This is a genomic window from Rhizorhabdus argentea, assembly GCF_037861105.1.
Taxonomy (GTDB): domain Bacteria; phylum Pseudomonadota; class Alphaproteobacteria; order Sphingomonadales; family Sphingomonadaceae; genus Rhizorhabdus; species Rhizorhabdus argentea.
The window spans coordinates 258,925-281,997 of sequence record NZ_JBANFK010000002.1 but is presented as its reverse complement, the minus strand read 5'-3'; the positions used below and the strand labels follow the sequence as shown (position 1 = coordinate 281,997).

The 23,073-nt window shown below is 63.2% G+C and carries 19 protein-coding genes; 3 read left to right on the top strand and 16 right to left on the bottom strand.

The annotated features are described in order from the left end of the window. Position 1: 1 nt before the first annotated feature. From AAC645_RS02770 to AAC645_RS02730, 9 genes are all read right to left on the bottom strand, one after another. Positions 2 to 1,762: an MOSC and FAD-binding oxidoreductase domain-containing protein gene (locus tag AAC645_RS02770; RefSeq protein WP_340313643.1), complete on the bottom strand. Its 1,761-nt coding sequence runs from the start codon at positions 1,760 to 1,762 to the stop codon at positions 2 to 4. A gap of 24 nt (positions 1,763 to 1,786) precedes the next feature. After that, positions 1,787 to 2,761, bottom strand: a complete 975-nt coding sequence (gene egtD, locus AAC645_RS02765; RefSeq protein ID WP_340313642.1) for an L-histidine N(alpha)-methyltransferase — start codon at positions 2,759 to 2,761, stop codon at positions 1,787 to 1,789. Positions 2,762 to 2,836: 75 nt separating this feature from the next. Continuing rightward, positions 2,837 to 4,237: an FAD-containing oxidoreductase gene (locus AAC645_RS02760; protein WP_340313641.1), complete on the bottom strand. Its 1,401-nt coding sequence runs from the start codon at positions 4,235 to 4,237 to the stop codon at positions 2,837 to 2,839. Beyond that, complete coding sequence (locus AAC645_RS02755) at positions 4,234 to 4,410, bottom strand: hypothetical protein (RefSeq protein ID WP_340313640.1); 177 nt, start codon at positions 4,408 to 4,410, stop codon at positions 4,234 to 4,236. Before AAC645_RS02755 ends, AAC645_RS02760 begins: the two co-directional genes overlap by 4 nt. Before the next feature lie 201 nt (positions 4,411 to 4,611). Further along, positions 4,612 to 5,565: an enoyl-CoA hydratase/isomerase family protein gene (locus AAC645_RS02750; RefSeq protein ID WP_340313639.1), complete on the bottom strand. Its 954-nt coding sequence runs from the start codon at positions 5,563 to 5,565 to the stop codon at positions 4,612 to 4,614. Positions 5,566 to 5,732: 167 nt separating this feature from the next. Beyond that, the gene (locus tag AAC645_RS02745; protein WP_340313638.1) at positions 5,733 to 6,695 is read right to left on the bottom strand and encodes an alpha/beta fold hydrolase; all 963 of its coding nucleotides are present in this window, start codon (positions 6,693 to 6,695) and stop codon (positions 5,733 to 5,735) included. 15 nt (positions 6,696 to 6,710) lie between these two features. After that, the gene (locus tag AAC645_RS02740) at positions 6,711 to 7,352 is read right to left on the bottom strand and encodes a VOC family protein (RefSeq protein ID WP_340313637.1); all 642 of its coding nucleotides are present in this window, start codon (positions 7,350 to 7,352) and stop codon (positions 6,711 to 6,713) included. Between the two features lie 68 nt (positions 7,353 to 7,420). Next, positions 7,421 to 7,660: a tautomerase family protein gene (locus AAC645_RS02735; RefSeq protein ID WP_340313635.1), complete on the bottom strand. Its 240-nt coding sequence runs from the start codon at positions 7,658 to 7,660 to the stop codon at positions 7,421 to 7,423. Continuing rightward, on the bottom strand, positions 7,636 to 7,923 hold the full coding sequence (locus AAC645_RS02730) for a hypothetical protein (protein WP_340313633.1): 288 nt from the start codon (positions 7,921 to 7,923) through the stop codon (positions 7,636 to 7,638). The genes AAC645_RS02735 and AAC645_RS02730 overlap by 25 nt, the downstream gene beginning before the upstream one ends. Before the next feature lie 252 nt (positions 7,924 to 8,175). On the opposite strand from AAC645_RS02730, the gene AAC645_RS02725 reads away from it, so the two are divergent. Then, positions 8,176 to 9,207 carry an alpha/beta hydrolase gene (locus tag AAC645_RS02725; RefSeq protein ID WP_340313631.1) on the top strand — a complete coding sequence of 344 codons (1,032 nt, stop codon included), beginning with the start codon at positions 8,176 to 8,178 and terminating at the stop codon, positions 9,205 to 9,207. 103 nt (positions 9,208 to 9,310) lie between these two features. Here the strand turns inward: AAC645_RS02725 and AAC645_RS02720 are convergent, their stop codons facing one another. After that, positions 9,311 to 10,069, bottom strand: a complete 759-nt coding sequence (locus tag AAC645_RS02720) for a response regulator transcription factor (protein ID WP_340313630.1) — start codon at positions 10,067 to 10,069, stop codon at positions 9,311 to 9,313. Positions 10,070 to 10,328: 259 nt separating this feature from the next. Here AAC645_RS02720 and AAC645_RS02715 point away from each other — a divergent pair, with 259 nt between their 5' ends. Continuing rightward, complete coding sequence (locus AAC645_RS02715) at positions 10,329 to 12,734, top strand: phosphoketolase family protein (RefSeq protein ID WP_340313629.1); 2,406 nt, start codon at positions 10,329 to 10,331, stop codon at positions 12,732 to 12,734. Continuing rightward, positions 12,731 to 13,912, top strand: coding sequence for an acetate/propionate family kinase (locus AAC645_RS02710; RefSeq protein ID WP_340313628.1), 1,182 nt, complete (start codon positions 12,731 to 12,733; stop codon positions 13,910 to 13,912). Before AAC645_RS02715 ends, AAC645_RS02710 begins: the two co-directional genes overlap by 4 nt. Here the strand turns inward: AAC645_RS02710 and AAC645_RS02705 are convergent. The 6 genes from AAC645_RS02705 to AAC645_RS02680 are packed head-to-tail and all read right to left on the bottom strand — an operon-like array spanning position 13,909 to position 23,073. After that, positions 13,909 to 14,736: a Cof-type HAD-IIB family hydrolase gene (locus AAC645_RS02705; RefSeq protein WP_340313627.1), complete on the bottom strand. Its 828-nt coding sequence runs from the start codon at positions 14,734 to 14,736 to the stop codon at positions 13,909 to 13,911. The genes AAC645_RS02710 and AAC645_RS02705 overlap by 4 nt on opposite strands. Beyond that, positions 14,733 to 16,232, bottom strand: a complete 1,500-nt coding sequence (gene zwf / locus AAC645_RS02700) for a glucose-6-phosphate dehydrogenase (RefSeq protein WP_340313626.1) — start codon at positions 16,230 to 16,232, stop codon at positions 14,733 to 14,735. The genes AAC645_RS02705 and zwf overlap by 4 nt, the downstream gene beginning before the upstream one ends. Then, complete coding sequence (gene gnd / locus AAC645_RS02695; RefSeq protein WP_340313625.1) at positions 16,229 to 17,209, bottom strand: phosphogluconate dehydrogenase (NAD(+)-dependent, decarboxylating); 981 nt, start codon at positions 17,207 to 17,209, stop codon at positions 16,229 to 16,231. Before gnd ends, zwf begins: the two co-directional genes overlap by 4 nt. Positions 17,210 to 17,222: 13 nt before the next feature. Continuing rightward, complete coding sequence (locus tag AAC645_RS02690) at positions 17,223 to 20,024, bottom strand: bifunctional transaldolase/phosoglucose isomerase (protein WP_340313624.1); 2,802 nt, start codon at positions 20,022 to 20,024, stop codon at positions 17,223 to 17,225. After that, a complete protein-coding gene (gene tkt, locus AAC645_RS02685) occupies positions 20,021 to 22,105 on the bottom strand; it encodes a transketolase (RefSeq protein ID WP_340313694.1) in 2,085 nt (694 codons plus the stop codon). Before tkt ends, AAC645_RS02690 begins: the two co-directional genes overlap by 4 nt. Next, positions 22,105 to 23,073, bottom strand: a complete 969-nt coding sequence (locus AAC645_RS02680; protein WP_340313623.1) for a glucokinase — start codon at positions 23,071 to 23,073, stop codon at positions 22,105 to 22,107. The genes tkt and AAC645_RS02680 overlap by 1 nt, the downstream gene beginning before the upstream one ends.

Here is a 23,073-nt window from a genome sequence, read left to right as displayed (position 1 = left end):
GTCACAGATCGAGGACGATATCGCCCTGGGGTCGCGAGCAGCATATCAGCACATTCCCCTCAGCGGGCGCGTCGATCGGCTCGGGCGCATAGCCGATGGTGCCGGCGACGAGCCCCGTCTCGCAGCTATGACAAACGCCGGATCGGCAAGACCAGCGAACCGGGACGTCGCAAGCCTCGGCGAACTCGAGCAGGCTGCTGAAGCTCGGCATCCAGCAGACCGCGAGCCCGCTGCGGGCAAAGGAGATCAGGGATCCGGAGCCAGCGGCTCGCTCGGGCGGATGGGGGGCACGAGGGACCGTGCCCACGATGCCTGGGGCTGATGACGGTTCACTACCGAACAGCTCGCTGTGCACGTGGTGCCGCGGGATATCGGAGGCCATCAGCCCAGACGCCAGCGCGTCCATGAAGGGCTGCGGCCCACATATATAATAGTCGGCCTCGGACGGCAGCTTCAGCTTTTCCATCGCTGCCATATCCAGATGCCCGAAAGCATCGAAATCCTCGCCCGGCCGATCATCCGCGTCGGGAGAACTGTAGCAGATGAACCTGTGTCCCTGCGGAAGCGCGCTCAGCAGCCGCTCCACTTCCGGGCCGAATGGATGCGCCCGGCCGTTGCGGGTTCCATAAAGCCACCAGACCTGCCGCTCCGATGCCTCCGCCGCCAACGCGTGGAGCATCGCTAGCACCGGGGTGATCCCGATCCCGGCGCTTGCCAAAATGACGGGCCCGGGACCTGGTCGCAATGTGAAGCTACCGCGCGGGGCGCTCGCCTCGACAATGTGGCCCGTCCTCACGCCGTCATGGATATAACGGCCGGCCGCGCCGTTCGGCCTTCGTTTGATGCTGACGCGATATTGCGCAGCGCCAGGTTCTCCCGACAGCGAATAGCTGCGGATCAATGGTCGCGAGGAGGCAGATCCAAGCCGGAGCACGATGAATTGACCGGGAAGGGCAGTCGGCATCGGTTGGCCATCCACCGCTTCCAAGGTCAGCGAGACGACATTGTCCTTCTCCAATGTCTTCTGCGCAACGCGAAGTCGGCGAAATCCGTCCCATGCAGGCGGCGGAGCCGCCTCTCCTCTGAGCCCGGCATTGCTCCCGGAAGACGGGGCCGCACGTTCCTGCCGCAGCAATAGCTCGAACGAGCTGCGCCAACCCGCGCTCAGCGCCGGGATGGTCAGGGCCCGCTCCAGCCGATCACGGGAATGACCGGGCAGGTAAAGCAGCGCGTTGATCTCGGACACGCTCATGCGCCCGAGACCGGACGCAACCTTCACGATCGCATCGCCCGCCGCGACCTTTCCTTCCTCGAGAACCCGGAAATAGAAGCCGGGTCGGCCATGCTTGACCAGTAGCGCCGCCATGTCGGGATGATTCATGCGGATACCGACCCGATAGCAGGTGACCCGCGGCTGGGTCACCTCGAACAGCGCCTCGCCGATCCGGAACTGGTCGCCGATACCGACCTTATCGTCGGCCAGACCGTCGATCGTGAAGTTCTCGCCGAACTGACCAAAGCTGAAATCGGCCCTGTCGAGCTCCTTTTCCCAATATCGGTAGGATTGGATTTGATAGACGAAGACCGCGCGATGTTCACCGCCATGGCCCGCGCGGTCGGCTTGGCCGTCCCCATCGACGTTCAGCCGGCGGACCATGACCGGACCGCGCACCGAATCCTTCCAGACCGCTGTATTGACGATCTTGCCCTGCCAAGGCACGTCGCGCGGCAACCCGACATTGACGGACAGCAGGCGCCCCATCAGCCATCTCCTATGTGGCAGCCCTTAGATCGCAGCGACTGCGGCCTCGGCCTCGGCGAGGATCAGGCCGAATTGCCCGTCCGGATCGGTCCACTCGCGGATCGGCGCCCACGAACCCGCGCGCAGCAACACCCGAGCGCCATCGACGCCATATTTATGGCTATTCTCGGTGTGCACGGTCTCGCCAGCCGCCATGGCAAAGCGCCGACCATCGACGGTGAATATCACGTCGCGCTTTGCTTCGAGGTGCATCTCGATGCGCATTTCCCAGGCATTCCAGAGCGCGAGATGGTCAAAGGCATCGATCGGAATATCACCGTCGAGCTCGCGATTAATTCGCTCGAAGAGGTTCAGGTTGAAGGCGGCGGTCACGCCCTGCGCATCGTCATAGGCACGAACGAGCGTATCCTCCTCCTTCAGACGGTCGATACCGATCAAGAGCATCGCCCCGGCGCCCAAGGTCGTGCGCATCGAGCGCAGCAGATCGACCGCCGTTTGCGTCGTCATGTTGCCGATCGTCGAGCCCGGGAAAAAGCCGAGCTTCGGCATGGCACCAATCGCATCCGGCGTGGCCAGCGGCCTGGTGAAATCGCCCTCGAGCGGGAGCACGGGCAGTTCCGGGAAGGTATCGGCAATCATCGCAGTCGATTGGCGCAGGAATTCACCGCAAATATCGATCGGGACATAGGCAGCGGGTTCGACACAGTCGAGCAGGATCGGGGTCTTAGCCGACGAGCCCGAACCGAACTCAACAACCGCCCGCCCTGGACCGACGAGTTTGCTGATTTCACTGCAATGCCGATCGAGGAGCGCAACCTCCGTGCGGGTCGGATAATATTCTGGGACTCTGGTGATGTCCTCGAAAAGCTCCGAGCCGCGCAGATCGTAAAACCAGCGCGGCGGGATCATACGCTGCGGCCGCATCGCGAGGCCTGCGAGAACATCGGCGCGGAAATGAGGGTCGACGGTGACGCGAGTCCGGCTGGTGTCGAGCAACATCGGATATCCTTATATATTTGCGGATATTTGATGGATAAGAATATATTCTCGATAACTTCTCATCTATATTATACGTCAGTGTTGGATATACTTTGGCATAAGCCTCACTTCCGCTAACTCTCCGGCGATAGTGGGGACCAGCTCGGCCACGGTCGGATGAATGTGCATCGTCCGGCGGAGACGATCCGCCGTCGCGCCGTTGGCCATCATGTCGAGGATCGCGTGGATCGCCTCGTCGCCGCCGGTGCCGAAGATGGTGCCGCCCAGGATCGCATCGGTATCGGCGTCGACCACGATCTCCATGAAGCCCGTCTGCTCGTCCTTCTCGACCGCCCGGCCAACGTCCGTCATGGCGCGGCGGCCGATCTTGATCCGGTGGCCGGCGGCGCGCGCCTGGTCGGGGCTCATGCCAACGCGCCCGAGCGGCGGATCGGTGAACAGCGCGTAACAGACTATCCGGTCGCTCACGCGACGCTTGGCGCCATCGAGGAGATTCTCGGCGACAATCTCGAAGTCATTGTAGCTTGTGTGGGTGAATCCGCCGCGTCCATTGCAGTCCCCCAACGCCCAGATGTTCGGCACCGAGGTCGCGAGCTGGTCGTCGACCCTGATATAGCCATGTGCATCGGTCTCGACACCCGCACGATCGAGCCCGAGATCGTCGGTATTGGGCATGCGTCCCACCGCCATCAGCACGTGGCTGGCCACGACGGTCGGTTCGCCCTGCGTACAATCGAGCCCGACTTCGATCATGGCCCCGCGAGCCGCGAAGCGGATGCATTCGGCATCGGTGCGGATCGCGATCCCTTCGGCCTCGAGCATCTCGCAGATGGCGCTCGACACATCTTCGTCCTCGCGCTGGACGAGGCGGGGTCCCATTTCGACGATGGTGACAAGCGATCCGAAGCGGCGATAGGCTTGGCCGAATTCAAGCCCGATATAACTGCCGCCGATGATGACGAGGTGCTCGGGGAGGACGGCAAGGTCAAGCAACGAGCTGTTGGTCAGCAGCGGCACCTCACCCACACCCGGCATATCGGGAAAGCGCGCCCGCCCGCCAACATTAATGAAGATCCGCTCGGCGGTGAGCCGTTCGTCGCCGACGCGCACCGTCTTCGGCCCCTCGAACCGCGCATGACCGAAAAGGAGTGTGCAGCCGGGGAGGCCACGCAGCCATTCTTCATTGGCGCGGCGGCTGTCGATCGAGATCCCCTGGGTGCGCGCATGGACCCGCGCCATGTCGACCGTGACCGGGCCGGTTATCACACCATAGTCAGCCCCACGCCGTGCAAGATGGGCGGCATAGGCCGAAGCGACCAGGGTCTTGGTCGGGCGACAACCCGTGTTGACGCACGTGCCGCCCACCAAATGGCGTTCGACGATCGCAACCGTCTGTCCGGCAGCGGAAAGGCGGCCGGCGAGTGACGGTCCTGCCTGCCCCGTGCCGATGATGATGGCGTCGAAATGCCGACTCATGCCTGCGCCACGATCAGAAAGGCGCCCGCGATGGCGGCGACATCTTCGATGAAGGCAGCCGGCCGATCGATACTTAATACCCGCGCCATCGCGCTGCGCGCGCCCGCTCCGCTCAGCGTGCCCACAATCGGGCTGGCCACCCAAGGCTGCGGAGGGATGGTCGTCGTGGTCACTCGGGCCTCCTGAATGGGGACATCAGTCCGGCTCACACATGTATCGCCGCTCGCTCCGCCGCTATTATATGATGGAATCGCCTACACCATTGTATCGGCTTCGTGTTGGCCCTCCCAAGTGGGATCGAACGACCACGGGCCGAGCAGCCTGCCGAAGGCGCCCGTGCGGGAGCGGCGCAGACGCCATCACTCATCGACGGGCTACCGATCCTCGGGACCATTCACCTTGCCGGTATATTTGGCGAGGTCGCGTTCGATCTCCGGCCTGTGCTGCAGGCCCAGCTCCATCAGTTTCTTGATATTCCGCTGCGCGGCGGGTCGCTGTACCGAGGTGAGGAATCCGTCCCACTCCGCAGCCAGCACATCATCGGGCGGGAGAGTCGCGCTGTTTACCTGGCTCTTGATGTCGGACAGCGATTGCTTGTCGAACGTCGAGATGCGCCGGGCTAGAGCATCGACGAAGCCATCGAGTTCAGTGTCAGGCAGCGCGCGATTGATGTAACCGTAGCGTTCCGCGATCTCCGCGTCGATGTCGTTGCCGCTCAGCAGAATCTCCAGGGCTCGACCGCGTCCGATTAGCCGCGGAAGGCGCGCCATAGGTCCGCCTCCGGGCGTGAACCCGGCGCCGATCTCGAATTGAGAGAGCACCGCCTTCTCCCGGCTCGCAAAGCGCATGTCGCTGGCGAGCGCGAGCTCGCTTCCAACGCCCGTTGCACGACCGCGGATCGAGACGATCGACACGACCGGTGCGCGGCTCAATCGCACGAGCATGTCGGGCAATGCGGGAAGTCCAGTTGGCCCGGCCGGGATGTCGGTTGTCTGCTGAAGCGAGGCCTCGAAATCATAATGGGTGAGGAAGAAGCCGGGAACCGCACTCTCGAAGACGACAACCCTCACGTCAGGGTCATTCTCGATCCGCGTGATTACGTCGTTCAGCTGAGGAATCGAGTCGGGTCCGAAGATGTTGAACGGCGGGTGATTGATGGTCACGCGCCAATATTGTGGCGTGACACGGGTGATGCCGAACTGCCTCGCGGCGGAAGCGGGCGCTTGGGCGTCAGCGACCGGTCCGCGTCGCGCCGGCGCCGCCTCAGCCTGAACGCCAGCAATCAAACCACTCGCGACCAAGGCAAGGGCTATGTAACCGTTTCGCATAAACTGTTCTCCAAAGCTGGGCACAAGCTGAACACCTCAGCATCGAAGAGCAATTGCACGATAGTATATGCGGAAATATATTGGGATGTATTATTGATACATAGGCACGATGCCAGAATTAAATTTCGTAATTATCAAATAATTGATCAATATATGAATTTTTGCTTCTATCTATGCTGCGGTGGGCGCCTGTCCAAACGTCGGCTAAGAAAATCCTGTACAAGTCCCGCGATCTGGTCAGTCGCTTCGTCGAGCGCGAAGTGACCCGCATCGAGGATATGGATCTCAGCATCGGGAACCTCGCGGCGATAGGCCAATGCCCCCGGCACGATGAAGGACGGATCATACCGCCCCCAAAGGATCAGCGTTGGTGGCCGGTGCTCGCGCAGCCACGCCTGCCAGTGCGGGTAGGAGGCGACGTTGGTGCGATAGTCGTAGAGCAGATCGGCTTGGATCTCGCGTTCGCCGGGTCGCGCGAGGATGGCGTACTCGTCGGCCCAGCTATCCGGGTTATAGCGCTCAACATTCGGGCTGTTGCCGAGATGGCGCTGCTTCGCACCCTCCAGCGAGGTAAACGCGTCAACCTGGGCGGCATGCCCTGCGCGATCAGCCCAATATTGAGCGATACCCGCCCATTTGACGCCCAACCCTTCCTGATAGGCATTGGCGTTCTGGACGATGACGGCGGCCACCCTCTCGGGATGCTTGAGCGCGATGCGGAAGCCGACCGGCCCACCATAATCCTGCATGAAGAGGACATAGCGGTCGATCTTCAGCGCATTCAGCAATCCATCGACCGTCTCGGCGAGATGATCGAACGTATAGGTGTAGCGATCGGGAGGCGGCGCCTCGCTTTGCCCGAAACCGGGATAGTCGGGGGCGATGAGGTGAAAGCGACCCGCCAGGAGCGGTAATAAGGGATCGTACATGCGCGACGAGGAGGGATATCCGTGCAGCAATATGATCGTCGGCGCGTCCTTCGGTCCAGCCTCGCGATAGAAGATGCTTACGCCCTCAACCTCCGCGCGATGGTAGCTGATCGTCGAGGATGACGAGGCGTTCGGCGCGCCAGCCCCGCAGGACCCCACGCCCAGCGCGGAAAGAACGGCCATCCGGATCATATCGCGCATTCCGATCCTCGCGGTTCAGGTGGGTAACGGACTCCCCGACTGCTCAGCCACCATATAGGCGGCATACCAGCCCGGCCAATCGACATCGGGTAGGCCCACTCGCTTCTCATGCTCGCCATGGGCCGTCTCCGCACGGCGTATGGCACCAGCCAGATCGCCTGCCGAGGCGAAGTGTGTCTCGTCGCTATCGGCCCGGCCGGGGAAGCGTGTGGTGATTTCCTGGAGCACCCAGCCATTGCCATCCGGGTCGCTGAACGTCACGAAGGATGCATAGCTCCGCCGTTCCGGATCCGGACCGCTCGCGCGCACCGCCGGATCGAAGCGATTGAAGCCGCCGCCGGCATCATGAAATACCTGGCTCGGATTGACGCCTTTGGCGTCGAGTTCGGCACGCGCCGCCACGATGTCGGACACGACGAGATGGACAAACTGGGTGCTGCCAGGGGGCGAGGGCGTAAGACCTGTCCCCAACAGGATCGAGCCGGGTGAGCCGGGCGGGGTCAACTGAAGAATCCGGTCGCCGCTCGGCGTCTTGATATCGGCGTCGAGACGCCATCCGAGTTTGTTGTAGAAGTCGAAGGCGCGATCAACGTCCGAGACGGGGAGGACGATCGCCTCGAGCTTCATGTCGACGGCCTCATTCAGGATTCTGCTCATGGGCTGATGCTCCTACTCGCTTTGGAAAACTCGACCCATCCTTTCACCAGTCACCTGCCTTGCTTGCGTCATTCAGATCGGTGCGCGGCGAGACGCCTGCGATATTCGAGCACGGGCAGACCACCCCAACCCCAATCTTCGGGCTCGACCTCGCGAAGCAGCACCCAGGTCCATTCCGGAGGCTTGCCCAAGACCTCCTGCAACAGCTGCGCCACGCCGGCGAAGAGCGCCGCCTTTTGTTCGGCGGTAACCCGGTTGGACCCAGGTTCGGCCCCCTCGCGGGTCAGCTCGATGGTGACGATTGGCATATATGATCCTTGTTCCGGAGCTTCGTCCTGGCGTTGGCACGCAGCGCCTCGCCGGCCACCACGTCAGCGGCTTCAAGATATGGTTTGATCCCGGTCCGCGCGCCAAGCGCCGCATGCGCGATGTCCGCCCTGCGTGTCGTAGCGCCGCTGGCTTCGGCTATCCCGAATATCATGGCGACGGCCGCGCCAATGCCCGCCGCGACCAAGATCCGGTTAAGCGAACTATCGTCGCGCGCGCATTTGGGGGAAAGATCAACCCGCACCAGGCACTCCTCGGTGACTGCGGCCCTTCGGCCTTTCACCAAGAGAGATACGCCTTAACCACGCACCGGAAATTGAACCTTGGTATCCCCTATACCAAGGAGACATGCCCGGCTCGAAGGAGTCGCGGCGTGGCCAATATCCGCCGCTTCGCCTACGCGAGGCAGAACGTGCCAGCCTATACCCAAAGACAATTGGAGGGGCGGGCAAAGCGCGCCATGTCGCGTCGGAGAAGATCAATGAGAAGAGGTAGAATGATGATGCAGGACATCGATCCTGTCCGCCGGCGAATGCTGGGAGCCGCGATCGTCGGCGCGGCCGCAGCGGAGCTTGTTCCGATGAGCTCGGCCTTCCTCTCGGCAGCGGTGACCGGGGGCACTGCTGATTCTTTTGCACCGCTCCGGCGAGTGGTCGCAGGGCCTGTCGAGGTGGAATATGCCGAACTCGGCCCGGCTCTTGGTCCTGCGATCATCCTGCTGCACGGCTGGCCTTACGACATTCACAGCTTCGCCGAGGTGGCGCCCTTGCTTGCGGCAAAGGGGCATCGCGTAATCGTGCCTTATCTGCGCGGTTACGGCGGAACGCGATTCCTTTCACCCGACAGCATGCGCAACGGCCAACCGGCCGCGGTCGCGCTCGATACCGTCGCGATGATGGACCAGCTGCAGATACCGAACGCTTTCCTCGCTGGGTTCGACTGGGGCGCCCGCAGCGCTGACATCATTGCCGCGCTGTGGCCCGAGCGCTGCCGCGGGCTGGTATCGGTCAGCGGTTATCTGATCGGAAGCCAGGCGGCGGGACAGAAGCCGCTCCCGCCCGCAGCCGAATTGCAATGGTGGTATCAATATTATTTCGCAACTGAACGCGGGCGCGCGGGTTACGAGGCCAACCGCCATGATTTCAACAAGCTCATCTGGCGGCTAGCCTCGCCGCAATGGCATTTCGACGATGCCACCTATGCGCGATCGGCCACGGCCTTCGACAATCCCGATCATGTCGCGGTCGTCATCCACAATTACCGTTGGCGGCTGGGAATGGCCGAAGGGGAGGGACGCTATGATCGGTTCGAGAAGCAGCTAGCGAACTTCCCGGTGATCACCGTTCCCGCGATCACGATGGAAGGCGATGCCAATGGGGCTCCGCATTCCGAGCCCGGCGCCTACCGGGCAAAGTTCGCGGGCTTTTACGAGCACCGCACGATGAGCGGCGGAATCGGCCACAATCTGCCGCAGGAGGCGCCGGCCGCCTTCGCCAACGCTGTGCTTGCGCTGTCCAAGCAAATCTGAGGAGCCTGCAGACAAGGCGCCTACAAGGTCGTCCGCACTTATCCGACCGCTTGAAACGCGATCAGGAGGCGTTTCGGAGCCACGCCGCACGGATATCCGTGCGTCAGGCAAGCTCTTCGGTGGGATGAATCCAGCTGGCGAGCATGTCGGCCATACGGACAAGGTCCGCGAGGGTTCGTGCGGCCATCTTGCGCATCATCGATCCGCGATGAACCTTCACGGTAATCTCGCTGAGACCCAGTTCGCCGGCAACCTGCTTGTTGAGCAACCCCTCTGTCACAAGGGCCATAACCTGGCGCTCCCGCATGGTGAGCTTGTCGAAGCGCGCCTTCAACTCGGCACGATGAGTTTCGGCATGGTGCCGCATGCGGTCAGCACGGATGGCATCGTCCACCGCGTCGACAAGATGCTCATCCTGCAGCGGATATTCCAGGAAATCCACGGCGCCCAATTTCATTGCGAGGACGGCGGTGCGGACGTCCGTCTGGTCGGCCGTCACAATCATCGGAAGCCGGACCTCGGGCGACTGGAAGCCGGCAATGAGCTCGAGCTCTCCGATCAGAGGCAGACGCACCTGGACGATTAGACAACCGGGAGCCTGCGGCAGATCCGCAGCCATAAATGCAGCGGCGCTGTCATAGACTCGTACATCTGCGCAGATTGCCGCGCAGAGATGCCTCGCCCGCCAGGCCGTTTCATCGTCGCACCGGATGATATGAACGATGGCATTCGGCTCCGGCAGCGTCGGTAGATTAGGTCGCATTGCGGGGCGAAGCAGATTGAGCGAAAAGGGTATGTGGCCCATCGGCGTAAGAGGAACGGTTCTCGCGTAGGCGTTCGAGGTGGCGATGGTTGCGGTCATGTTTCCACTCCTGTCGCGCTAAGGACGCAACGGAATCGGAAATCCTCATTCCCAACACATGTTTTTTTTCGAGCGCGGTCCGGTTCGGTCGCGACCGGGCCGTGAAACGCCTCGGATCGGCCTCGACACACCGACGTATAATTGAGGAACGCGGCTGGCGACGCCTATCCTTAGGCGACATCGAGCGAAATCGTCGCGCGATACGGCCCTGCCCCGCGGAGCTCGCCCACGCACCGCATACAACGAACGAGACACCGGCATGAGCACGAACCTTATCCGCTCGGCAAGTCTGTCCGACGATGAAACCAAGTTGATCCATCGATATTGGCAGGCCGCCAACTATCTGTCCGTCGGGCAGATTTACCTGATGGACAATCCGCTTCTGCGGGAGCCCCTGAAGGCCGAGCACATCAAGCCGCGGCTGCTCGGCCATTGGGGCACCACGCCGGGGCTCAACTTCATATATGCCCATCTCAATCGCGCGATCCGCGCTCGCTCGCTCGACATGATCTATATCTGCGGACCGGGGCATGGCGGTCCCGGCATGGTAGCCAACACCTGGCTCGAAGGCAGCTATAGCGAGATCTATCCCGAGATTTCGGGCGACGCCGACGGCATGCGCAAGCTGTTCCGCCAATTCTCCTTTCCAGGCGGCATCCCGAGCCATGCGGCACCGGAAACGCCAGGCTCGATGCACGAAGGCGGTGAGCTCGGCTATGCGCTTGTGCATGCCTATGGGGCGGCGTTCGACAGTCCGGACCTGGTAATTGCCTGCGTGATCGGCGATGGCGAAGCCGAAACCGGTCCGCTCGCGGCATCCTGGCAAAGCAACAAATTCCTGAACCCGGCGAGCGATGGCGCAGTTTTGCCGATCCTTCATCTCAACGGCTACAAGATAGCCAGTCCGACGATCCTCGGGCGGATGGACGATGCCGACCTCCGCAAGCTGTTCGAAGGCTATGGCTATGATCCCCTGTTCATCGCAGGCGACGATCCCGCACTGATGCACCCACAGATGGCGGCGACGCTGGACAGCGCGCTCGATCGCATCGCCGCCATCCAGATGGAGGCGCGCACCACGCAAAGCGAGGCTCTCGCGCGTTGGCCGATGATCGTGCTGCGCACACCGAAAGGCTGGACCGGACCCAAGGAGGTCGACGGCAAGAAGGTCGAGGGTTTCTGGCGAGCGCATCAGGTGCCGATCGCCGAAGCCCGCAGGAATGAAGGGCATCGCGAGCTGCTCGAAGCATGGCTGAGGAGCTATTCGCCGGAAACGCTGTTCGACGCCGAGGGGCGCCTCATGCCGGAGCTTCGCGCGCTGGCGCCCCATGGCGAGAACCGAATGGGCGCCAGCGCCTATGCCAACGGCGGCAAGCTGCGATCCGTGTTGAAGCGGCCGGTCTGGCAGGATCACGCCATTGCGGTGCCAGCACCGGGCGGCGTCACCGACGAGGCGACGCGCACCCTGGGCGGCTATCTCGGCGCACTGCTGATGCTGAACGAACGCGCCCGTAATTTCCGGATCATGGGGCCCGACGAGACCAGCTCCAATCGGCTCGATGGGGTGTTTGTTGCCACAGGGCGGCGGTGGATGGAAACGATCGAACCCTTTGACGAAACTCTTGCGCGGGATGGACGCGTGATGGAGGTGCTGTCGGAGCATCTCTGCCAGGGTTGGCTCGAGGGCTATCTGCTCACCGGCCGGCATGGCCTATTCAACAGCTACGAAGCCTTCGTGCACATCGTGGATTCGATGTTCAACCAGCACGCCAAATGGCTGAAGGGGATCCGTGGGCTCGAATGGCGACGGCCCATCGCATCGTTCAACTATCTGCTGTCGAGCCATGTCTGGCGGCAGGATCATAATGGCTTCAGCCATCAGGATCCGGGCTTCATCGACCATGTCGTCAACAAGAAGGCCGACGTGGTGCGAGTCTATCTGCCGCCCGACACCAATTGCCTGCTGCGGACGATGGACCATTGCCTCGGCACCTACGACCGGATCAACGTCATCATCGCCGGCAAGCATCCCGCGCCCCAGTGGTTGACAGCGGACCAAGCGGAAATCCATTGCGCGGCCGGTCTGGGAATCTGGAACTGGGCCGGAAGCGAAGAGTCGGGCGCCGAGCCCGACATCGTCATGGCCTGCGCCGGCGATGTCCCCACGCTGGAAACTCTAGCGGCTGTCGCGCTCCTGCGCGATCATTTTCCCGCCTTGAAGATCCGCGTCGTCAACGTCTTGGACCTGATGACCCTGGAGCCGCATCGGGAGCATCCCCACGGCCTTGATGATCCGGCATTCGATGCGATTTTCACCACCGGCAGGCCGGTCATCTTTGCCTATCACGGCTATCCGCATCTCATCCATCGGCTGACCTATCGGCGAACCAACCACGACAATATCCACGTTCGGGGGTATAAGGAGGAGGGTACGACCACAACGCCGTTCGACATGGTGGTTCGGAACGAGATCGACCGGTTCCACCTGGCAATCGACGTGATCGACCGGGTGCCCGGCCTGTCCGCGACCGCCGGCCAGGCCCGGCAGCGCTTCCGCGACAAGCTAATCGAGCATCATCGCTACATCACGACGCATGGCGAGGATATGCCCGAAATCCGTGATTGGGCCTGGCCTCGTTCGGATGACGCACAAGGGGGAGCATGACCGTGACCGAGGCGATCCTCGCGATCAATGCGGGATCATCGAGCATCAAGTTCGGGGTGTATGATGCGGCTGGATTGGGTGTTCGCCTCAAGGGGCGTGTGACCGCGATCGATACCGCCGACGTTCGCTTTCAGGCTCGTAGCGGCAAAGGTGAATCGATCGTCGATCAACATTGGGGCAGCAGCAGCGGCTGCGGCCCGATCGAGCGACTGCTCGCGTGGATCGATGACCATCTCGACGGAGTCGAGCTAGTCGCCGCGGGGCACAGGGTCGTGCACGGCGGCGGGGACTTCACCCATCCGGTGGCGATCGACGCCGATATCCTCGGACGGCTCACCGCCCTGACACCGCTTGCCCCGCTCCACCAGCCGGGTAGCCTGGCGCCGATCCGCGCGCTTTCCCGGCTGCGAAGTGACTTGCTGCAGGTCGCCTGCTTCGACACGGCCTTCCATTCTGGGCTCACGCCTCCGGCCGGGCGTTTCGCCATCCCCCGAGCGCTCGAGGAAAAGGGCATACGGCGCTATGGTTTTCATGGGCTCTCCTACGAGTCGATTGCCCAGACATTGCGGACGAGGGACGACGGCGCCGGGGCCGATCTTGTCGTCGTCGCTCATCTGGGCAGCGGCGCCAGCCTGTGCGCGATGAAGGCGCTCCACAGCATCGACACGACGATGGGCTTCTCGCCCTTGGATGGCGTCGTGATGGGCACGCGACCCGGATCGCTCGACCCCGGAATCCTGCTCTATCTGATGCGCGAAGAGGGATATGATCTCGATGGGCTGGAGATCATGCTCAACCATCAATGCGGCCTCGCGGGCATCTCCGGCATAGGGTCGGACGTGGTGGCGCTTCTCGCGTCGCCGCTAAGGGAAGCGAGAGAAGCGATCGAGCAATTCGCCTTCAGTATCGCGGGGCATGTGGCGATGCTGGCAACGACCCTTGGCGGTCTAGACCGCCTGATATTCACCGGCGGAATCGGTGAGCATGCCTGGCAGGTCAGGGCGATGATCGCCGACCGCCTCGGCTGGCTGGGACTCCGGCTTGATCGGGTGGCGAACAAGGCCAATGCAGCGCTCATCTCTTCAAATAGCAGCAGCATCAGAGCCGAACGGATCGCGACGGACGAGGAAGGTGTCATCGTCGGCCACGCGGCCCGGCTATATGGAAAGCGCGATTAGCGCCTGTCCCCCAACATGGGCAGGATGAGGTCCTCGATCGCGCGCGCGACGCCATCGATATCATTGGCAACGGTCGACACCGTGGCACGGCTTTTCACCAGGTCGCTCGCCTGACCCATGGCGATCGACAGGCCGGCCTCGGCGAACATCGGCAGATCGTTCGCCTGGTCGCCGATGACGACCACGCTCCCCAGCGGGACGTCATGTGCCCGCGCAAGAAAGCGGGTGCCTTCGCCCTTGTTGGCTTCGGGCGCGGTGATGTCGAGATAATAGGATTGGGACCGTGAGACGGAAGCCCGGGATCCAGTAATCGCCTGCAGCGTCGATTCGAGCACTGCCAGCAGCGTATGATCGTCGCTGACCCCGATAATCTTGTCCGCGCGAGCAAGTCTCTCCCCGAAATCCTGCGTGATAACCGGATCGAGTCTGGAGGATTCGATCTCGCGCGGGATATGGTGATCGCTGGCGCTGCTCGAAAGCCATTGATCGTCAGCGAACACCCAGCAGGTGGCCCCGGCCCGTAATATGAGTGGAACAACTGCCTCAGCGACCGCAGGCTCGATGCAATGCCGCGCGATGACGCTCCCATCCCGCCTGAACAGAGTGCCGCCGTTGAAGCCGCCGAAAGGGCCGTCGAGGTTCAAGGCATCGGCGATCCAGAGCATGCCCGAAGGGGGCCGTGCGCTGATCAATGTCATCGGAAGCCCGGCCTCGGTCAGCCTCCTTACGGCCCACACCGTCGCATCGGCGAGGCTTTTGTCGGTCCGCAGCAACGTTCCATCGACATCCGAGATCAGCAGGCGGGCTGTGAAATCCTCGATCATCCGACGCTGTTCCAATGGCGCCCGTCGCGTGCGAGGAGATTTGCGGCGCCGACGGGGCCTTTGCCGCCGGCGACATAGTCCTCCGGCGCGCCGCAGGCCCAGGCGTCGAGAATCGGCTGCACCGCCGCCCATCCGGCCTCGATCATGTCGGCGCGCTGGAACAAGGTCTGGTCCCCTATCAGAGCGTCGTACAGCAGCGTCTCATAACCGGTGCGCTGCCCGATCGGGAAATGGTCGTCGTAGCAGAAATCCATGCTGACCTCCGCGGTGTCCACCACCGGGCCGGGCTTCTTGGCTAGGAAGCTCAGGCTCGTACCCTCCTTAGGCTGAATCCGCAGGATCAGGCGGTTCGCGGGGAGCCGATCGACCTCGGTGTCGCGAAACAGCGCGAAGGGCACCGGCTTGAACTGGATGACGATCTGCGTTTCCCGCGCGGCCAGCGCCTTTCCGGTGCGGAGGTAGAAGGGCACGCCCGCCCAACGCCAACTTTCTATTTCGACCTTCACGGCGGCATAGGTCTCGGTGCGGCTTTCGGCCGAGACGTCGGCCTCCGAGAGATAATTCGAGACAGGATGGCCGCCCGCTTCGCCAGACACATAGCGTCCGCGGACGGCGTCGTGGGCGACCTCACCTTGCCGCGGACCCCGGACCGCCACGAGGACCTTCGCCTTTTCGTCGCGGATGGCTTCGGCATCGAAAGAATTGGGCGGTTCCATCCCGACCATCGCCAGAAGCTGGAACAGATGATTGGGCACCATGTCGCGCAATGCACCCGTCGCGTCGTAGAATTTGCCACGCGTTCCGACTGTGACGGTCTCCCCCGCGGTGATCTGGACGTGATCGATGTATCGATTGTTCCAGATCGCCTCGAACATGGCGTTGGCGAACCGCGCCACCATGATGTTCTGGACCGTCTCCTTCCCCAGGAAATGATCGATCCGGTAGATCTGGCTCTCGGGAATGCGCGCGAGTATCAGCTGATTCAGCGCGCGCGCCGTGGCGAGATCCCTGCCGAATGGCTTTTCGATCAGCACCCGGCGGAAGCCTTCGGCCTCGTCGAGTAGACCCTCATCGGCCAGCTGATCGACGATCGGACCGAAGAACTGCGGCGCGGTCGCGAGATAGAACAAAGCGTTCCCGGTCACTTGGCCGGCCAGCGACTGATAGGTGGGGGCTTGGGTGAAATCGCCTTTGAGATAGCTTACGCGCGCTCTCAAGCTTTCCCACGCCGGCTCGCGCCGCGCCTTTGCACCTGTCTCACCTCCGATGATGAAAGCATCGAGATCCCCGCGCAGCATCTCATCGTCGCCCTCTTGGTGACTCACGCCGATGATCGTCAGATCGTCGCCGACGAGGCCATCCTTTCGCAGGTTGAGAATCGAAGGCATTAGCAGTCGCCGGGTCAGATCCCCGGTCGCACCGAATATAACCAGGGTCGTGGCGGGTGCTCTGGTGGCTGCCGCGCTGTGCCGCGCGCCGATGCTTTGGCCGTTCACTGTGGCATCTCCACATGTCCGCCGAATCCGAACCGCATGGCCGACAGGAGCTTGTCGCCGAAGGTGGTGTCGACCCGACTGCGGTAGCGCGCGAACAAGGCAGCCGAGAGGACGTGGAGCGGCACCGCCTCTTCCATCGCGGCATCGACCGTCCATCGTCCTTCGCCCGAATCAGCGACCATGCCGGTGAAGCGCTCGAGCATCGGATCGCCGGCGAGGCTGGCTGCCGTGAGGTCGAGCAGCCACGAGGAAATCACGCTGCCGCGGCGCCATACCTCGGCGACGTCGGGGAGATTGATCGAGTAACGCTCTTCTTCGGGAAGCCTTTCCGACGCCCGGCCCTTCAGGACGTCGAACCCCTCCGCATAAGCCTGCATCAGGCCATATTCGATGCCGTTATGGACCATCTTGACGAAGTGACCGGCGCCCGCCGCGCCGGCATGGATATAGCCACGCTCGGCGCGGTCGCCGGTGCCCAGGCGGCCTTGGGTCCGAGCGATCGTGCCGAAGCCCGGCGCGAGGGTCGCGAAGATCGGATCGAGCAGGTCGACGGTCTCACCCTCGCCTCCGATCATCATGCAGTAGCCCCGCTCCAACCCCCAGACTCCACCCGAGGTGCCGACATCGACATAATGGAGACCTTGCTCGGCGCAGCGCCTCGCCCGTCGGATGTCATCCTTGTAGAAGCTGTTGCCGCCATCGATAATGATGTCCCCGGGCGAGGATAGTCGGATCAGTTGCGCAATCGTGCTTTCGGTCGGCTCTCCCGCTGGCAGCATCACCCAGAAGATCCGCGGCATTCCGGCGAATCGCGTCGCCGCGTCTTCCAGTGAAATCGCACGGGTCGCACCTTCGCCGGTCAGCGCGGCAATCGACTCGGCATTGCGATCGAACGCGACGATATCATGGCCTCCACGCAACAGGCGCCGGGCGATATTGGCGCCCATCCGGCCAAGGCCGATTATGGCTACGCGCATGTTCCGCTTCCTTTCAGGCAGAGACGGCTGAGCGGACGAGCGCTTCGAGCGTCGCCAGTTCGCCAGATTTCAGATGGATACGCAGGCATCGCCGGCCGCGGTTCGCGAGAACGTCGAGGTCCCCCTGCGCCTGGGCGAGCTGCACCGCTCCAAAGCTGGCCCTGCGACCCGGGATCGACAGCTCGCTCCTCGCCGTCCTCGTGATTTCGATGAAGACACCTCCGGCAGGTCCGCCCTTGTAGGCCTGGCCGGTGGAATGCAGAAAGCGCGGCCCGAAGCCGGCAACTGTCGCGACCCGCTTCGCGTCGCGAACCGTGGTGCGAATCCGAGCGACGACATCGGCGTTCGCGTCGGTGCGCTCGATATAGCCGAGAAGGCCCAGATAGCCGCCCGCCTCAAGCGCGTTCAAATGGTCCGCCACGATCGATTGGGCGTCGGCGGCGCCTGCGTTACCCGAGCCCGGCGCGAAGAAGGCGAAGTCCGCATCCTCGTAGATCGGTGTTTCTTGCTCGAGCACACCGGACGTCTCATAGGCATCGACCAATTTGCGTGTCGCAACTTTCGCGTCCTCGACATCGGGCTGATCGAAGGGGTTGATGCCGATGACGGCTCCGGCCGTCGCGGTCGCCATCTCCCAACGGAAAAACTCCTGGCTGATCTGCTCGCGCTTTGCGACGCTGAGTGTGATGACCGGATGGCCTTCCGCCACCAGTGCAGAGAGCTTGGCTTCCAATTGTCCGTCATCGTCCCCCGCGAGACGAAGATGCACGAAGAGGCGGTCTGCGCCATAGGCACCAGGATCACCGAGCGGCTCGAGATCGACGGGTATGATCCCCGTGCCGGCCTTGCCGGTGGACTCGGCGATCAGCTGCTCAAGCCACGCACCCAGTGGTTCGAGGCCGGGAGATGTGATGATGGTCAGCTTGTTACGGCCCGCCCTGGCCGCTTCGCCCAGGATCACACCAAGACCTATTCCGGGATTGGCGGAGGGCGGCACGTCGGAGCCGCAGGCGTGCACCATCGGGGCTGTCGCCCGGTAGATTCCGGGCACATCGATGCCGATCAGCGCCGCCGGAACCATGCCAAGGACGGAAAGCACAGAATAACGTCCGCCGATCGCCGGATCGCCTCGAAAGATATGGGCGTAACCATCGGCGATCGCCTTCGCCTCCAGCGCCGATCCAGGATCGGTCACGGCAACGAACTGGCGGCCGGCCCGACCGGACAGTTCATAGAAATAGGCCCGAAGCAGTTCGGGTTCCATCGTCGAGCCGGACTTGGACGAGACGATGAAGAGGCTCTTCTTTGGATCGATCGCCGCAGCCACCGTCCCGATCTGCTCCGGATCGGTGGTGTCGAGCACATGGAATCGCGGCGATGCAGCCGCCGATCCGAAAATCAGCGAAAGGACCTCCGGCCCGAGGCTCGATCCTCCCATGCCGAGCAGCACCGCATCATCATAGGCCTGGGCGTCACGAGCGAGGGCTGTAATCGCCGCCTCTTCCACCTGCTTACCTTGCGCTGCCGGGAGCCAGCCCAACCATTTTCCCTCGTCCGCGCCGGTCCAGAGATCTGCGTCGCCCTGCCAGAGCCGGCGCGACCAACCCGATGCTCGGGCCGTTTCCAACTGGCTGTCGACGGCCGCTTCGAGCGCCTGCGGCAAGCGGGCGGTCATGCCGTTCAGCCGCTCGCCAAGGAATGCGGTACGTTTGGACGCGACCACGCCGAACAACTTGTCGAAAGCGTCTGCGAATTGGCGAACGCCATCCTCGACGAGCTTTGCGGTGACACGGCTAAGATCGAGCCCGAGCGTTTCGGTTTCAGCCAATATACGGTGCGCGCCTTCCACATCGTCGGTCAGCATCGTGCGCACGACGCCATGATCTCGAAAGGCATCCATCGTCTTGGGCGGCATGGTGTTGACGGTCTCGGGACCGATCAGATTGTCGACATAAAGCGTGTCGGAATAGGCCGGGTCCTTGGTCCCGGTGGACGCCCAGAGCAGGCGTTGCGGAGCTGCACCCCTCGCCGCGAGCGCCTGCCACCGCGGGGTCGCGGCGAGGTCCTGGAATCGACCATAGGCCACCTTCGCATTGGCAATCGCCACCTTGCCACGGATCGCTTCGAGCCTGCCGCGCTCGGGGGCGCCCGAGGCGAGCCGGGCGTCGATAGCCTTGTCGATCGCCGTGTCGATGCGGCTGACGAAGAAGCTCGCGACGCTCGCGATCCGATCGATCGGCAGGCCCTTGGCTATCCGTGCTTCGAGGCCCGAAGCATAGGCCTCCGCGACCGCCGCATAGGTGTCCACTGCGAAGAGCAAGGTTATGTTGATGTTCAGACCGTCCTCGATGAGCTGGCGGATCGCCGGGATGCCGGCGGGTGTCGCCGGCACCTTTATCATCAGGTTCGGCTTGTCGACGGCCGCCCAGAGCCGACGCGCTTCGGTGATCGTGGCCGACATATTGTCGGCGAGATAGGGTGAAACCTCGAGGCTGACATAGCCATCGCGAGCATCGAGCAGATCATATTGCGGGCGCAGATCGTCCGCCGCCGCCCGGATGTCGGCGATAGCCTGGCGCTCATAGGCTTCGCCTACACCAGCGCCGGTTGCCGAAAGATCGGCAAGAAACCCTTCGTCATAGACGTTTCCCGAACCCATCGCCTTCTCGAAAATCGAGGGGTTGGAGGTTACACCAGTCACATCGTCCTCCGCCACGAGCCGCTTGAGACCGGAGGAGGCAAGAAACCGACGGTCGAGGAAGTCCAGCCATACGGCCTGCCCCGCGGCATGCAGTTGCTTGAGGCGGCCGCTCATGACTTGGACCTTCCGACGAGGTCGCGCGCGACCGTGAGGACGTTGTCAACCGTGAACCCGAACCGCTCCTGGAGCCTGGCGATCGGTGCGGAGGCGCCGAAGCTCGACATGGTGACGGTAGCGCCATCAGAGCCGACATAGCGATCCCACCCGAAGGAGCCGGCTTGTTCGACGGCGAGCCGAGCGCGAACCCCTGGCGGCAGCACGCTGGCGCGATAGGCAGCGTGCTGTTTCTCGAAGCGGGCCCAGCTCGGCATAGAGACGACGCGCGAGCGCACGCCCTCGGCGACGAGCTTGTTATGCGCCTCGATCACGAGCGATACCTCGCTGCCGGTGGCCATCAATATGATGTCCGGCTCTCCGCCGTTCGTATCGGCGAGCACATAGGCACCCCTCCGAAGCCCCTCGGCCGCCGCATAGCGTTCGCGGTCGAGCGTCGGCAGCGCTTGGCGGGAAAGGATCAGCGCTGTGGGGCCGGCGCCGTTTTCCAGAGCTGCTCTCCAGGCTTCCGCCGTCTCATTGGCGTCAGCGGGCCGGATCGTATCGAGCCCGGGAATGGCGCGGAGCGTCGCGAGATGCTCGATCGGCTGATGGGTCGGGCCGTCCTCTCCCAGGCCGATCGAGTCATGGGTGAAGACGAAGATCGTCGGGACTTCCATGAGCGCCGCCAGACGGATCGGCGTGCGCATATAGTCGGCGAAGACGAGGAAGGTGCCGGTGTAAGAACGCAGATAGGATAGCGCCATCCCGTTGGCGATCGCGCCCATAGCATGCTCACGCACGCCGAAATGGAGATTGCGCCCTCCGTAGTTGCCCCGCTCGAACGAGCCCGCGCCGTCGAAGGTCAGATTGGTCTTGGTCGATGGCGACAGATCGGCGGCGCCGCCCAGGAGCGCCGGGACTAGCGGCGCGATGGCGTTGAGCACCTGGCCGCCGGCGTCGCGCGAGGCCATGCCCTTGGCGTCGGCCGGGAAAGCCGGGATATTGTTTACCCAGCCCGCCGGGAGCTTCCCGCGACGGGCATCCTCGACCTCGGCGGCTTCACGCGGAAAGGCTTTTGCATAGGCTTCGAAGAGCCTGTCCCACGCCGCACGTCCCTTGCCGCCCCGCTCGACCAACGCTCTGTTGAAGGCCGCGGCGACGCCGTTGGGCACGAGAAACTCGACATCCTCGGGCCAGCCATAGGCCTTCTTGGTCGCGCGAACATTGTCCTCGCCCAGCGCCTCGCCATGCGCCTTTTCGCTGCCGGCCCGCGGCGAACCCCATCCGATGATCGAGCGGAGGACGATGAGGGTCGGTCGCTCCTCATTGTCTCGGAACGCCGTGAGCGCCTTTGCGATGGCGCGCATGTCGTTGGCGTCATCCACGTGGAGCACGGCCCAGCCATAGCTTTCGAAGCGCCCGGCCACATCCTCGCTGAACGCAAGGTCGGTCGATCCTTCGATCGAGATCCGGTTGCTATCGAATATCCAGCAGAGGCTCGACAAGCCCAAGTGGCCGGCCAGCGACGCGGCCTCGCCGGAAATCCCCTCCATCATGTCACCGTCGCCGCACAGGACATAGACATCGTGGTCGAAGATCTCGAACCCTGGTCGATTGTAGCGAGCCGCCAGCGCACGCTCGGCGATCGCCATACCGACCGAATTGCCACAGCCTTGGCCAAGGGGTCCCGTTGTCGTCTCCACACCCGTTGTATGACCATATTCGGGGTGGCCCGGCGTCTTCGAGTCGAGCTGGCGGAATTTCCGGATGTCGTCGAGGCTCACGGCCGGCTCGCCCGTCTTCCGCCCAGCGGCATCGATCTCCTCGACCCCGGCGAGGTGGAGGAGTGCATAGAGCAGCATCGAAGCGTGCCCGTTCGAGAGCACGAAACGATCGCGGTTGGGCCAATCCGGCGCGGACGGGTCGTAGCGCAGATGATCCCGCCACAAGGTGTAGCCGACGGGCGCGAGCGCCATGGGGGTGCCGGGATGGCCCGAATTGGCTTTCTGAACGGCGTCCATCGCAAGCGTTCGGATCGTATCGATCGCCTGACGATCGAGCGCGTCATCGGGCAGTTGGCTGGCAGTGACGGAGGGCATCACGCGCCATGCTCCACGACATAGGCCGCCGCAGCGCCGAGCAAACCAGGTTGCGGGTGCGTCAGTACTTTGACGGGAATGGCCGACATATAAGCTTGGAACCGGCCCTTCGACACGAAGCGCAAAGCGAATCCGGATTGGGCCAGGCGCTCGGCTAGCCGCAGCCCGTTACCTCCTCCGATGACGACAGCTGAGCCACCCTGCGCGAGCACCACATCACCGGCCAAAGCACCGAGGCTGAGGCAGAAGCGGTCGAGCGCCACCACTGCCAGACTGTCGGTCCCGTCCAGCGCTGCACCCCAAAGCGTGTCGTCATCGTAGGATTTTCGGTGTTCGTCGCCTTGCGCGATAACATCGTAGATATTCCTGAGGCCGGGGCCCGCGATGACGCGTTCCGCCGACACGCGGCCGAATTTCACACGCAGTGCCGCGACGATCTGGTCCTCGATCGCATCGAGCGGCGAGAAATCCATGTGGCCGCCCTCGGTCTCATTGACATGATACCCACTCTCGGTCCGCAAGACGTGAGCGACACCAAGACCGGTTCCCGGACCAATGATGCTGATAGTACCGAGCTCCGGCAGTCCGACGTCCGGCCCACAGACCTGCTTGAGCTGATCGGCAGGCACATGCGCGAGCGCATGCCCGATCGCGGCAAAATCGTTGACCAGGGTCGCGGTTTCGACGCCGAGCGAAGCGCCCGCATCCGCGCGTCGGATCAGCCAACTGCTGTTCGTCAGCTTGAGCACGTCGCCATGAACGGGCCCGGCAAAGGAGATCGCAACGGCCTTCGGCAAAGGCTGGCCCAACAGGTCGGCATAGGCCGACCATGCTCGCTCGAGGCTTGGATAATGGTTGGTCAGGAAGGTCGTCGCCTCACCGAGGGTTACGGCGCCCGTCGCATCGACGTCCGCGATCGCAAAGCGCGCATGGGTTCCGCCGATATCGATCGTGACGATCTGTTTCAT

Bases quoted from the DNA above. Each gene is read 5' to 3' on its own strand.
- AAC645_RS02690 (WP_340313624.1), bottom strand. From the start codon at position 20,024: ATGAGCGGCCGCCTCAAGCAACTGCATGCCGCGGGGCAGGCCGTATGG.
- AAC645_RS02680 (WP_340313623.1), bottom strand. From the start codon at position 23,073: ATGAAACAGATCGTCACGATCGATATCGGCGGAACCCATGCGCGCTTT.
- AAC645_RS02705 (WP_340313627.1), bottom strand. From the start codon at position 14,736: ATGATCGAGGATTTCACAGCCCGCCTGCTGATCTCGGATGTCGATGGA.
- AAC645_RS02725 (WP_340313631.1), top strand. From the start codon at position 8,176: ATGATGATGCAGGACATCGATCCTGTCCGCCGGCGAATGCTGGGAGCC.
- AAC645_RS02710 (WP_340313628.1), top strand. From the start codon at position 12,731: ATGACCGTGACCGAGGCGATCCTCGCGATCAATGCGGGATCATCGAGC.
- AAC645_RS02745 (WP_340313638.1), bottom strand. From the start codon at position 6,695: ATGCGCGATATGATCCGGATGGCCGTTCTTTCCGCGCTGGGCGTGGGG.
- egtD (WP_340313642.1), bottom strand. From the start codon at position 2,761: ATGTTGCTCGACACCAGCCGGACTCGCGTCACCGTCGACCCTCATTTC.
- AAC645_RS02715 (WP_340313629.1), top strand. From the start codon at position 10,329: ATGAGCACGAACCTTATCCGCTCGGCAAGTCTGTCCGACGATGAAACC.
- gnd (WP_340313625.1), bottom strand. From the start codon at position 17,209: ATGCGCGTAGCCATAATCGGCCTTGGCCGGATGGGCGCCAATATCGCC.
- AAC645_RS02750 (WP_340313639.1), bottom strand. From the start codon at position 5,565: ATGCGAAACGGTTACATAGCCCTTGCCTTGGTCGCGAGTGGTTTGATT.
- tkt (WP_340313694.1), bottom strand. From the start codon at position 22,105: ATGCCCTCCGTCACTGCCAGCCAACTGCCCGATGACGCGCTCGATCGT.
- AAC645_RS02720 (WP_340313630.1), bottom strand. From the start codon at position 10,069: ATGACCGCAACCATCGCCACCTCGAACGCCTACGCGAGAACCGTTCCT.
- AAC645_RS02760 (WP_340313641.1), bottom strand. From the start codon at position 4,237: ATGAGTCGGCATTTCGACGCCATCATCATCGGCACGGGGCAGGCAGGA.
- AAC645_RS02740 (WP_340313637.1), bottom strand. From the start codon at position 7,352: ATGAGCAGAATCCTGAATGAGGCCGTCGACATGAAGCTCGAGGCGATC.
- AAC645_RS02735 (WP_340313635.1), bottom strand. From the start codon at position 7,660: ATGCCAATCGTCACCATCGAGCTGACCCGCGAGGGGGCCGAACCTGGG.
- AAC645_RS02770 (WP_340313643.1), bottom strand. From the start codon at position 1,762: ATGGGGCGCCTGCTGTCCGTCAATGTCGGGTTGCCGCGCGACGTGCCT.